The following is a 12,259-nucleotide window of genomic DNA, read 5'->3' as shown; positions in this document are numbered from 1 at the left end:
GAGCCAACGGCGTTGTCCGCTGCCACGTGCCGTCACGCTGCCACCGGCGGAACAGGTCGTAGACCCGGTCCCACGGCCCCGTACCGTTCCGGCACGTCCCGCCACGGTGTCCCGGCCCGGGTCCGCCACCGTATGCCGTCAATCAGCTGCCGCCGAGTCCACAACCGCAGCCGGCCCGGCTTGCCACCCACCGGCAGCAACGGCTCCAGCCTCGCCCACTGTGCATCCGTCAGATCTCCACGCGCCACACGATGATCACCACCGATCAAGATCCATTTTCGCAACAGACCCTAATCGCCTGGGTGGTCACCGCCCTCGGCCGCGCCTACATGCTCGGCATCTGGCTTAAGCACGGCGGTGCCCGTGGCGGCACCAGCCACCTGCCAGTCCCGGTCATCTTCGGCCACTTCGCACTCGCCGCCATCGGCCTCGTCGTGTGGATCATCTACGTGATCACCGAAAAGCACGCGTTGGCCTGGACCGCCTTCGGCCTCCTGCTGCCCGTCGCCCTGCTCGGGTTTGTGATGCTCGCCCGCTGGATCCCCGTCCACCGCGACCGCGCAACCGCTGCCGGCCAGAACGCCCCGGCCGAAGGCCACTTCCCGCTCCCTGCCGTCGCGGGACACGGCCTCGCCGCCGTCATGTCCACCATTCGGGGGGGGGAACGCCCTGGTTCTGGTCTTGCTAACCGCACTCCGGATGGGTGAGTGACGAGTCCCTTACCTTGACCGGCCTGCCCCACTGTCCCGCACAGCCAACCGAAGGCGCACACGGGTGCCGTGCCGGCCGGAAGCTGCTGCACTCGATGTATGGGTGATCACCGGACCGACCCTGCAGACGGGCCGACGCCGCGGATCGCGCTGATCACCTTCGGCCACAGCACCGCGGACCCCGCTCGCTGGCTGGACTCCTCCGGGAAGCCGGCGTTACCGCCGTCGTGGACGCAAGGACCGCTCCCGGCAGCCGCCGTCACCCGGACCTCTCACGGCAGCGGGTGGGCCAGTGGACGCCCGAAGAGCACATCGCCCACCGGTGGGAGCCGCGCCTGGGCGGCTTCCGCAAACCGCCGCCGGACTCGCCCGACAGGGCATGGCGCAACGCGTCCTTCCCCGGCATGCCGCTCATACCCGCAGCCCCGAGTTCGTCACCGCCATGGACGCCCTCATGCACCAAGCGGGCTTGGAGCGCACCGCGGTGATGTGCAGCGAAGCGGTGTGGTGGCGATGCCACCGCCGCCTCATCGCCGACTTCTCCCTCCTGGCCCGAGGCATGCTCGTCCACCACCTGATGCACGACGGACGCCTCACAGCGCACCATCCGACACCGGGGCTGGCGCTTCGCAGCGACGGCCTCCTTGTGTACGACGACGCCGGATCCGTACCACCGTGATCGCGGTTCAGGCCCCGGCCCGGCCGGACTCCCCATTCCGGCCGGTCCCGGCAGGCTGGATCCGCATCCCGGGCCGGCGCCGGTGGACTGTCAGGTACGACAAGCCCCCCTTGCCCGCGACAAGGCCGCGAGTGGAGCCGTGCGGCAGCCAGGTGAGGCTGCCTTCGCTCAGGAGACACGGTCCGTCGGAAGTGACCAAGGTGCCGTCTCCGGCCACGACCAACAGGAGTACGTCCAGGTCCGGTTCGGTATGGGTTTCGACGCGCTGCCCGGCCGGGATCCGCACGATGTTGGCGTCGAGCTGCCGGCCTGGTGCCGACAACCGCCACACCGCGCCGGTCGATGCCGGGCCGAGTTCCTCCAGCGTTCCGGTGTCGAACAGAATTCGAGGCACCGGCGCCCCATCGACCGGGTTCGAGAAGTCGCCGTCCGCCACAGTCATCACCGCTACGCCTTGCCTTGTTCCTCGCCGGTGGTCCGGTGCTCTGCCAAGGGAACGCCCGAAGCCGCCCGTCCGTAACGCACGCCGCACGATCGCTGTCTCTTTCGCGCCCGGATTGTTTGACTGACAAGGACCTGCGCTGCGCTCCGACATGCGTCTGGCGGTCTGCACCAGGGGCTGCGTCGGGCACGGTGACCGCCTGGGTGGTCATGATCTCCGTGGTGAAGTGACGCCGAGCACGGTGAGTGCCTCGCGGACCATCTGGTGAGTGAAGCCCCACTCGTTGTCGTACCAGCTCATGATCTTCACCAGGGTGCCGTCCACGACCCGGGTCATCCCCGCGTCGACGACGGAGGCCCGGGAGTCACCGATGATGTCGCTGGAGACAATCGGCTCGTCCGAGACGCCGAGGATGCCGCGGTAGCGCTCGGTAGCCGCCTCCGCACGGAAGAGGTCGTTCACTTCCTCGGCGGACGTCGGGCGGGCGGTGACGAACACAATGTCGGCGATCGATCCGACTGGGATCGGGACTCGGAGCGCCACGCCGTCGAAGCGCCCGGTCAGCTCCGGAAGTGCCTTGGTGGTCGCGAGCGCGGCGCCGGTGGAGGCGGGAAGCATGTTGGCTGCCCCGGCCCGGCCGCGCCGGAAGTCCTTGCTGGGCCCGTCGATGAGCTGCTGGGTGGAGGTGTAGGCGTGGACTGTGGTCATCACGGCGCGCTCCACGCCGATTCGGCGTCCATGACCTCCGCCACCGGTGTGATGCAGTTGGTCGTGCAGCTCGCGCAGGAGATGATCTGCTGTCCGGCCGGAAAGTCGCTCACGCCGTGGACCACGGTGGCGACCGTCTCGGTCCGGACGGGCGCTGAGAGGATCACGAATCGTGCGCCTGCGGACAGGTGCCGGGCCAGTTCCTCCTCGCGCCGGAAGGCACCCGTGCACTCCAGGACGAGGTCGATGCCCAGGTCGTGCCACGGCAGCTCGGCCGGGTCGCGGCGGCTGTACAGCGGGACGGTGTGGCCGTCGACGACCAGCGCGTCACCGGCAGCGGTGACGGACTTTCCGTAGCGTCCGTAGACGGTGTCGTGGGTGAGAAGGTAGGCCAGGTTCTCGGCGGGGACCAGGTCGTTGACCGCAGCCACCTCAACCCCGTCGAGGTCGTGGAGAATCTTGAACGCGGCCCGTCCGATACGTCCGAGCCCGTTGATTGCGATCTTCGCCATCTGGCATCACCTTCCATCCGTTTCCGGGCACATGCGGACGAGGCCTGGATCCGTCCTATCACCTCCCCGCTCCGCGCGCAGGCGACGTGGGCCCAGCCGAGGCCGCTGCATAGCCCTGCCCGCGGGCTGCGGATTCGCACCATTTGCGGGCCGGGTGCGCGCGGTCGAGACTGAGCATGGTTGGTTCCGTTCCATCCCAGGGCGGGTATTGCCCCTGCCGGTTGCCTCTGGCCTGTCGATGAGGCGGAACGACGCCCGGACGAAGAGTGCCCTAGGTGAGAGCGAAAGCTGCCGGCGAGCCGGCAAATGCGCGAGTCCCGGGACGGGCGGCCGATCCGGGCGCGGACCCGCACAGCGACGCGCGGTGGACTCACAATCCGCTCCGAGCTAGCTCCGCCGATCCGTACTAAGGAGGCAGGCCCATGTCCCTGGACAGCTTCGCCGCGCGCGGCACGCTCGACGTCGGCGGCGCCTCCTACTCGATCCGCCGGCTCGGCGCCGTGCCCGACTCACGACGGCTGCCGTACAGCCTGAAGGTGCTGCTGGAGAACCTGCTGCGCAATGAGGACGGCCGCACCGTCACCGCCGACCAGATCGCTGCGCTCGCCGGCTGGGACCCGGCGGCGGAACCGGCAACGGAGGTTCAGTTCATCCCCGCGCGGGTGCTGATGCAGGATTTCACGGGTGTGCCGTGCATCGTGGACCTGGTGGCGATGCGTGAGGCGATGGCTGCGCTCGGCGGCGATCCGGCGCTGATCGACGCGCGGCGGCCCGTGGAACTGGTGATCGACCACTCGGTGATCGCCGACCACTTCGGTTCCGCAGCGGCGTTCAGCCGCAACGTGGAGCTCGAGTACCGGCGCAACCGGGAGCGCTACCAGTTCCTGCGCTGGGGACAGAGCGCCTTGCGGAACCTGCGCGTCGTTCCCCCTGGAACTGGAATCTGCCACCAGGTCAACCTGGAGCACCTTGCCCGGGTGGTGTTCGCGGAGGACGGCACGGCCTTCCCCGACACTTTGGTCGGGACCGATTCCCACACCCCCATGGTCAACGGGCTCGGTGTGCTCGGCTGGGGGGTCGGAGGCATCGAGGCGGAAGCCGCGATGCTCGGCAGTCCGGTGAGCATGCTCATCCCCAAGGTCGTCGGCGTGCGGCTCACCGGCGCACTGCCCGAAGGCAGCACCGCCACCGATCTGGTGCTGACCATCACCGAGCGGCTACGCCATCACGGCGTCGTGGGCGCCTTCGTGGAGTTCTACGGACCTGGCGTGGCCGAGGTGCCACTGGCCAACCGGGCCACCATCGGCAACATGAGCCCGGAGTACGGCGCCACCTGCGCGATCTTCCCGATCGACTCCGAGACCCTTTCCTACCTGCGGCTCACCGGCCGGGACCCCGGCCAGGTAGCGCTGGTGGAGGCGTACTCCAAAGAGCAGGGACTGTGGCACGACCCCGGCCACACCCCTGATTACTCGCAGACCCTCGAAGTGGACCTGTCGGCCATCGTCCCGTCGATCGCCGGACCCAAACGGCCACAAGACCGCATCGCCCTGGCGGACGCGTCGCGGGTCCTGCGCGCTGTCCTGGACGGCGACGTGACCTGCGACGCGGCCCCGGTCGGGCTGGACCAGAGCGGGGCGGAGTCCTTCCCGGCCTCCGACCCGGTGGCCGTCACCGGCAGCCACCCCGGCGACCAACCGGGGTACCTGGAGGCGACCGGACCGGGAAAAGAGGCACGTCCGCATGAGCGTGTACCGGTGACGCTCGAGGATGGCAGCAGCTTCGAGATCGGGCACGGCGCCGTGGTGATCGCCGCGACACCTCGTGCACCAACACCTCCAACCCACAGGTGATGGTCGCCGCCGCGCTGCTGGCCAAGAAGGCCGTAGAGCGCGGCCTGCGGTCCAAGCCCTGGGTGAAGACCAGCCTCGCGCCGGGGTCGAGGATCGTGACGGACTACTTCGAACGCGCCGGTCTGACCCCGTACCTGCACACGCTCGGCTTCGACCTGGTCGGCTACGGCTGCACCACCTGCATCGGCAACTCCGGCCCGCTGATCAATGAGGTCTCCCGGGCGGCCACCGACGCCGGCCTCGTGCTGGCATCCGTGCTCTCCGGCAACCGCAACTTCGAAGGCCGCATCCATCCCGAGACGAAACTGAACTATCTGGCCTCACCGCCCCTGGTGGTCGCCTACGCGCTGGCCGGCTCCATGGCCGTCGACCTCACCCGCGACCCGCTGGGCACCGCCAACGACGGCCGGCCCGTCCACCTGCGCGACATCTGGCCCACCCAGGACGAAATCCAGCAGGTGATCTCCACCAGCCTGAGCCCGAGCATGTTCACCAACGGCTACGCGGACCTGTTCACCGGCGACGATCAGTGGCGGGCCCTGCCCACCCCCGAGGGCGACCTGTTCGCCTGGGATCCCGACTCGACCTACGTGCGCAAGCCGCCCTACTTCGAGAACATGCCCCGCCGACCGCAGCCACCGGACGACATCACCGGCGCCCGGGTGCTGGTCCTGCTCGGCGACTCGGTCACCACCGACCACATCTCCCCGGCCGGCACGATCAAACGGGACTCGCCGGCGGGCGAGTACCTGCAAGCCCACGGAGTCGCACCCAACGACTTCAACTCCTACGGCTCCCGGCGCGGCAACCACGAGGTGATGATCCGCGGCACCTTCGCCAACATCCGCCTGCGCAACCTGCTGGCCCCCGGAACCGAGGGCGGCTACACCCGCCACCTCCCCGACAGCGAGCCGGCCACGATCTACCAGGCGGCGATGCGGTACGCAGCCGAGGGCGTCCCCCTCCTCGTCATCGCCGGCAAGGAATACGGCTCGGGCTCGTCGCGGGACTGGGCCGCCAAGGGAACCGCCCTGCTCGGCGTCAAAGCCGTCCTGGCAGAGTCGTTCGAGCGAATCCACCGCTCCAACCTGATCGGGATGGGCGTCCTGCCGCTGCAGTTCGCCCCCGGCGACAACGCCGGCTCCCTGGGCCTGACCGGTGAGGAGACCTACACCGTCCACGGACTGGCCGAGCTGCCCCGCGAGGTCACCGTCGAAGCGACAGGGACCGGCGGCACCACGCGGTTCACCGCACGCCTGCGCCTGGACACCCCCACCGAAGCCGACTACTACCGGCACGGCGGCATCCTGCCCTACGCACTGCGCGCCCTGCTCCCCACATGACACCGCGCCGAGAGCCGCACCGCGGGCTTCCCGAAACATTGACACCACAAATCCGCCCATGAACGGCATCCACGCCTTAACGGCCGCCTTCTGGCGGGTCGGCAGCGATGCCGTCGCCCGCCTCCGCGGCCGGTGCAAGGGGGTGCAGCCGAAGCGAGACGCAGGAGGACCCGAGGGACGCACCGTGCGCCGCATCCGGAACCTGAGCCGGTTGAGAACGTTGAGCCTGGAGTACGGTGCACCTACGGCTCACCAGCCGCGACCCTGGCCAGGTAGCCCTGGGAGGCGTACGCCAAAGCGCAAGGACTGTGCGCCGCGCGATTGGGCCGCCAAGGGGCTTGTGCCGCTGACGAGCCCCGCCTCACTCGGCCTGTGTACCGGAGTCCGTCACCTCGACGTTCCCACGAACGATGACGACCGGACATGTGGCGTGCAGCGCGCACTGCTGGCTCACGGAGCCCAGCAGCGTTCGACGGAATCCGCCCATGCCCCGGCTGCCCACCACGAGGGCCTCGGCCCCCTCCGCCTCACTGAGCAGCACCTCGACGGGATGGCCTTTCACCAGACGCTTTCGTACCTGGGCGGCGCCGGACTCGCCGAGAACCTGGTGCACCTGGTTGAGGAGGCCCCGCTCGGCGATGGTTCTGTCGAAAGTGGGGTCCACCGCGGGCGCGGACCACCCGTACGCCCAGGGCGGCTCCCAGGCAGCCACTGCCACCACACCACCGCCGGTCAGCTCGGCATACTGCACCGCCCACCGAAGCGCGGCATGCGACGAAGGCGACCCGTCGATACCGACCACGACGCGCAAGGCGGCATCCTGCATCCCCATGATGTTTGCCCCTTCTGCTCAGATATGTGTCCACATTGTGTGACACGCAGGCAATTCGCCATATAACCGCAGCCGACAGGTACACCCCCGCCGATCCGGCGAGTGGGTAGGAGTCGGTTCCGGTCGGCGTGTCCAGCCGGTCGCCGGTCGCGACGCAGCACCCTGAGCAGGTCGGTACGCTGCGAATCCCGTGATCGCATTACGACGCCTGCGCGCCCACCATCGGCCAACGGCTGAGCGGTCAAAGAAGCCGACGGATCACTGTGCTCCGGCGGGCGGTGGCTGCATGGTCTGTGAGCGCGTGCGACGCCGGGTACGGGACCGGAGCACCGTCTTGACCAGCTCGCCGGCCCACAGGATGGTCGAGCCGACGGCTGCGCATACAAGCCACTGGCTGGAGGTCAGGTTGGTCGTGGTGAAGAAGCCGTGCAGGGCGTCCATCTCGACAATGAGGACCAGCAGCACGATCACAGCGGCACCGGCGACGAACATGGAGGGGTTCTCCAGTGTCCGCCTGCTGAAGACGCTGTGTGTGTCGTGCCGGACGTTGAGCAGGTTGTAGACCTGGAAGAAGACGAAGGTGACGAAGGCCATGGTGCCCGCGACGGTGGCTTGCCCCGGTTCCGCCTCCGGGCCTGGGGCCCATTTCAGCACCGCGAGGGTGCCTGCCGCCATGACCGTGCTGGTCAGCAGGATCCGGGCAAGCCGCTTTCTGCTGAGGATGGGTTCGCCGGTCGGGCGTGGGGGCTTGTTCATCGCGTCCGGGCTGACCGGGTCGACTCCGAGGGACATCGCCGGCGGGCCGTCCATCACCAGGTTGACGAACAGGATCTGCAGCGCCGTGAACGGTGCGCCCCCCGCCAGGCCGGTCAGTGAGCTCACCAGGAACGTGGTCACGAAGCCCAAGGCCGTCGAGACCTGGAAGCGGACGAACTTCACGATGTTGTCGTAGATGCCCCGGCCCTCGCGGACGGCGGCCACGATGGTCGCGAAGTTGTCGTCGGTCAGGACCATCGTCGAGGCTTCCTTGGTCACCTCCGTCCCGGTGACGCCCATCGCCACCCCGATGTCAGCTCGGCGCAGCGCGGGTGCGTCGTTGACTCCGTCGCCGGTCATGGCGACCACGTCCCCGCGGGCCTGCAGCGCCCGTACGATCCGGATCTTGTGCTCCGGCGATACGCGGGCGACCACCCCCACCTCGTCGAGCCGGCCGGGCAGGGCGTCGTCGTCGATCCGGTCCAGGTCGGCGCCGGTGATGGCCTGCCCCGGGATGCCGAGTTCACCGGCGATGGCTCCAGCGGTCATCGCGTGGTCACCGGTAATCATCCGGACCCGGATCCCAGCGTCGCGGCACTCGGCGATCGCCGTGCGCGCCTCCGCGCGCGGTGGGTCGACGATGCCGACCAGGGCCAGCAGCACCACCCGGTCCAGTAGTTCCTTCGGGTCGGCGGGAGCCTGGAAGTCCTCGGCCGGGAAGTCTTCCGTCCCCAGGGCCAGCACCCGCATGCCCTGTCCGGCCAAGGCGCTGTTGGCCTTCTCGTAGCGCTGCCGGGCTTCCTGATCGAACGGCAGGATCGTCTCTGCGCCGAGATGCCGGTCCGCGCGGTCGGCCAGCACATCGGGGGCACCCTTGACGAAACACCGGATCACATCGCGGCCGGTGTCATCGGTCCAGTCGTGGAAGGTCGCCATGAACTTGTAAGCGGAGTCGAAAGGGATCTCCAGTCGCCTGGGCCGCTCCTGGCGCAGCCGGGCCACATCGATGCCCGCCTTCTCGGCCAGCACCACCAGCGCACCCTCAGTCGGGTCCCCCACCACCTGCCCGTCCCGGATCACGGCATCGGAGCACAGGGCCATCGCGGTCAACGCGTCGTCCATGGTGGCCGGCACGGGAGAGCCGTCGGTGGTGCGGATGCGGCCGTCGAAGGAGTAGCCCTGCCCCGAGACCGTGAACCGGCGCCCGGCCAGCAGCAGCTCGCGCGCGGTCATCTGATTCAAGGTCAGCGTGCCGGTCTTGTCGGTGCAGACCTGCGAGGTACTGCCGAGGGTCTCCACCGATGCCAGCCGCTTGACGATCGCGCCTCGCTTGGCCATCCGGCCCGTGCCCATGGCCAGCGTGAACGCCACGACGGCCGGCAGTCCCTCGGGGATGGCCGCGACCGCCAAGGACACGGCGCTGACGAACAGGTCGCCGAAATCCTGCCCGCGCACGAGACCCAGGACGAAGACGGCGAGGATGACCACCCCGGAGACCCAGGCCAGGGTGCGGCTCAGGGTGTCGATCTGCCGCTGCAGCGGTGTCGGCCCCGGCTGGGCCTTGTGAAGCATATCGGCGATGCGGCCGGTCTCGCCGGCCATACCGGTGTCGGTGACCAGCACCTCCCCGCGACCTCGGGTGACCGCCGTGTTCATGTACACAGCGGTCACCCGGTCTGCCAGCGGCACATCGGCCCCGACGACGGCATCCGCCAATTTCGCCACGGCCAGCGCCTCACCCGTCAGGACGGATTCCTGCACTTCCAGGGAGCTCGCCGAAAACAACCGGCCGTCCGCGGGCACCCGGTCACCGGCCGCCAGGACGACCACATCTCCGGGCACCAGTTCCGCGGCGTCCAACCGCACCAGTCGGCCGTCACGACGCACGGTGGCGGTGGTCACGGTCATCTGCCGCAGCGCATCCAGCGCCGCCTCGGCGCGAGACTCCTGCACGAACCCGATCGTCGCGTTGAGCAGCACCACGACGACAATCGCCACCGGCGTCTCCCACTCCCGGGACACCACCAGGCTGACCGCCGCTGCGATCAGAAGGATGACGATCAGCAAGTCCTGAAACTGCCGTAGGAACGCCCGCCACCCGGGCTCTCGTGGGGCCGCCGCGAGCTGGTTCGGCCCATACTCCGCAAGCCGCCGGGCCGCCTCAGCCGACGACAGCCCCGAGGAAGGATCGACATCGAGCCCGGCGGCGACCTCACGGGCCGGCGAGGCATGCCAGGAACGGGGCAGTCCCGCGCTCGTCGAATAGGCCATGCCTTCATTGTTTCTACGACCGAGCACTGATGCAGTACGGGCGCAGCGTGGCCGGACCGCACCGCCTCCCACCCACGCGCCGGATCGGCGTCGAGGCGGGCTGCACCTGTCGGCGGCGCTTGTATGGCGGAACGCCCCCGGGTCGCACAGTGTGGACCCACGTGAGAACGGAAGGGATAAATGCCATGGAGAAGCAGGATTCGGCCTTGCGCGTCGTGGTGGGCGTCGACGGTTCGCCTTCGTCGCATGCCGCGCTTCGGTGGGCGGTCCGGCATGCCGAGCTGATCGGCGGTGATGTGGTGGCAGTGGCTGCCTGGGAGCTGCCGGGGGCCCACGGATGGTCCGCGCCCGCCGTGGACCCCGGATTCGACAAGTCCATTGCCGAGCAAGGCCTCGTCAACCAGCTGAACGAGGTCCTGGGCGAGTCCGGCGCTGCCAAGGTCCGACAGCGTCTGATGCACGGCAATCCCGTTGAAGTCCTGCTTAGCGAGGCCGAGGGTGCAGAGGCGCTCGTGCTGGGCAACCGGGGTCTGGGCGGATTCCGCCGTGCGCTGCTGGGTTCGGTGAGTCAGCAGTGTGCGCTGTACGCCACGTGCCCGGTCGTCATCGTGCGTCCGACCACCGAGGTTAGAGACTCCGCAACCCAGGCCGAGTGAGGCGTGGCCCATGGCAGCCACGGTGCGACATTGCCGGCCCAATCGCGCGACGATCCGGAGCCGTATTCCTTGCCGGCGATGACGAGGAGGCGGACGCCCTCGGCTGCGTACCGCATCGCCCCCTGGTGGATCGTGATCCCCTCGCCGTCGCAGATGCCGGGTGTAACCGCCCTCTGTCCCAAGGGCCCAAAGTCTGCGCAGCCTGAGGCTGGCAAAGGTGCCGCGGATCATCAACTCGTGGTTGCCGCGCCGCGAGCCGTAAGAGTTGAAGTCCTCATGCCGACGCCAGTGGGCCTGCAGAAACTCACCCGCCGGTAGATCCCCTTCAGGGCGCCGACCGGGCCACCGGACGACAACACCGGCGCGTTGGGGCATGTACCGAAGCAAAGCCGCCTGCGCACGTATGCGATGTCCCCTTGATCCATTGACAGCGGGAAGTTGTGGAGGCGTGATGAGCGCTCTGGTCGTGGTCGGCGTGGACGGTTCGGACTCTGGTTTGGCCGCGGTAGAAGCGGCGGCGCGGGAGGCGCGGTGGCGCGGTGCAGATTTGCGGGTAGTGCACGCGTTCATCTGGCCCGCCATGCACGTGCCGTTGGGCCCGTCGCCACTGGGCCCGCCCGAGGGCGGCTTGCGCAATATGGCGGAACGCCTGCTGGCCGAGGCGGAGGAGCGCGCCAGGACCGTGGCACCGGAGGTCGATGTCTCCCGCGCTGTGGTGACGGGTGAACCGCTGACGGTCCTGGAGGCGCAATCGCGTGCCGCGGAACTCGTAGTCGTCGGGTCTCGCGGCATGGGGGGCTTCGTCGGGCTGATGGTTGGATCGACGGCCGTGCATCTGGCAGCTCATGGCCGGTGCCCGGTCCTCGTCGTGCGGGAGCAAGGTGAGGACACAGGGCCGATCGTCGTGGGTGTCGACGGCTCCTCGGCCGCTTCCGGAGCGGTTGACTTCGCCTTCGCCGAGGCGGCACTGCGCGGGGTCGACATCGTCGCCTTGCACGCCTGGACCACCTGGAACACGCCGATGCCACCGCCGCAGGACGAGGCGATGCCGTACGCGAACGAGCCGCAAGCTCTGAAGGCAAGGCAAGAAGCTCTGATGTCCCAGGTGCTCGCGGGCCACCAGGAGAGGTACCCGGGGGTGCGGGTGAAACGCGAGGTTGTGCAGGGCGCGACGCGCGAGACGCTAATCGAGGCGAGCCGCACAGCCCAGCTGCTGGTGGTCGGCGCGCGCGGACGCGGAGGTTTCGCCGGACTGCTGCTGGGATCGGTGAGCCAGGCATTGCTGCATCATGCACACTGCCCAGTGGCGGTGGTCCGCAGCCCCGGCGAGATCCCCTGACAGCCGCCGTGCCCATCGGCCGCGGCGGAATAACGCCGCAACTTCATGGCCTTCAGCGCGGTGGCGCTGTCCGGGCTGTCCGCCCAGTGGGCGAGCCTCGAACCGGACCGGCTCCCGAGCTCCCTCGACGGACGCCCCGTGGACACCGAGCTTGTGGA

General features: G+C 69.1%; 8 protein-coding genes and 4 pseudogenes. 5 read left to right on the top strand and 7 right to left on the bottom strand.

Translation table 11 applies throughout. The features are described from left to right. Positions 1–22 precede the first annotated feature (22 nt). Positions 23–248 (bottom strand): annotated as a pseudogene (locus tag OG764_RS30245) (transposase); the annotation flags it as partial. 3 nt (positions 249–251) lie between these two features. Here OG764_RS30245 and OG764_RS30240 point away from each other — a divergent pair. Together OG764_RS30240 and OG764_RS30235 are read left to right on the top strand one after the other, a co-directional pair. After that, on the top strand, positions 252–707 hold the full coding sequence (locus tag OG764_RS30240; protein WP_266354796.1) for a hypothetical protein: 456 nt from the start codon (positions 252–254) through the stop codon (positions 705–707). A gap of 102 nt (positions 708–809) precedes the next feature. Beyond that, positions 810–1,389: pseudogene (locus tag OG764_RS30235) on the top strand (DUF488 domain-containing protein). Between the two features lie 7 nt (positions 1,390–1,396). Here OG764_RS30235 and OG764_RS30230 read toward each other — a convergent pair. The 3 genes from OG764_RS30230 to OG764_RS30220 all read right to left on the bottom strand — a co-directional run bounded on the left by OG764_RS30230 (position 1,397) and on the right by OG764_RS30220 (position 3,051). Then, a complete protein-coding gene (locus OG764_RS30230) occupies positions 1,397–1,831 on the bottom strand; it encodes a cupin domain-containing protein (protein ID WP_033215821.1) in 435 nt (144 codons plus the stop codon). A gap of 207 nt (positions 1,832–2,038) precedes the next feature. Next, entirely contained in the window at positions 2,039–2,539 is a 501-nt protein-coding gene (locus tag OG764_RS30225) for a hypothetical protein (RefSeq protein WP_208869296.1), read from the bottom strand. Next, the gene (locus OG764_RS30220) at positions 2,539–3,051 is read right to left on the bottom strand and encodes a glyceraldehyde 3-phosphate dehydrogenase NAD-binding domain-containing protein (protein ID WP_208869295.1); all 513 of its coding nucleotides are present in this window, start codon (positions 3,049–3,051) and stop codon (positions 2,539–2,541) included. The genes OG764_RS30225 and OG764_RS30220 overlap by 1 nt, the downstream gene beginning before the upstream one ends. Before the next feature lie 422 nt (positions 3,052–3,473). Here OG764_RS30220 and OG764_RS30215 point away from each other — a divergent pair. Beyond that, positions 3,474–6,247 (top strand): annotated as a pseudogene (locus tag OG764_RS30215) (aconitate hydratase). A 361-nt stretch (positions 6,248–6,608) separates the two neighbouring features. Here the strand turns inward: OG764_RS30215 and OG764_RS30210 are convergent. Together OG764_RS30210 and OG764_RS30205 are read right to left on the bottom strand one after the other, a co-directional pair. Next, the gene (locus OG764_RS30210; RefSeq protein WP_033215554.1) at positions 6,609–7,079 is read right to left on the bottom strand and encodes a universal stress protein; all 471 of its coding nucleotides are present in this window, start codon (positions 7,077–7,079) and stop codon (positions 6,609–6,611) included. 258 nt (positions 7,080–7,337) lie between these two features. After that, positions 7,338–10,106 (bottom strand): cation-translocating P-type ATPase, encoded by a 2,769-nt coding sequence (locus OG764_RS30205; RefSeq protein ID WP_033215551.1) that lies wholly within the window; start codon positions 10,104–10,106, stop codon positions 7,338–7,340. A gap of 185 nt (positions 10,107–10,291) precedes the next feature. Between OG764_RS30205 and OG764_RS30200 the strand changes: the two genes are divergently transcribed. Next, positions 10,292–10,762, top strand: a complete 471-nt coding sequence (locus OG764_RS30200) for a universal stress protein (protein WP_033215549.1) — start codon at positions 10,292–10,294, stop codon at positions 10,760–10,762. 35 nt (positions 10,763–10,797) lie between these two features. Here OG764_RS30200 and acnA read toward each other — a convergent pair. Continuing rightward, a pseudogene (gene acnA / locus OG764_RS30195) lies at positions 10,798–11,083 on the bottom strand (aconitate hydratase); the annotation flags it as partial. Between the two features lie 130 nt (positions 11,084–11,213). On the opposite strand from acnA, the gene OG764_RS30190 reads away from it, so the two are divergent. Further along, entirely contained in the window at positions 11,214–12,101 is an 888-nt protein-coding gene (locus OG764_RS30190; protein ID WP_033215547.1) for a universal stress protein, read from the top strand. The last annotated feature ends 158 nt before the right edge of the window (positions 12,102–12,259 follow it).

This window comes from Streptomyces sp. NBC_00239 (genome assembly GCF_036194065.1).
Taxonomy (GTDB): Bacteria; Actinomycetota; Actinomycetes; order Streptomycetales; family Streptomycetaceae; genus Streptomyces.
Note: the sequence above shows the minus strand (reverse complement) of the source record. Positions and strands in the feature narration are given on the sequence as shown.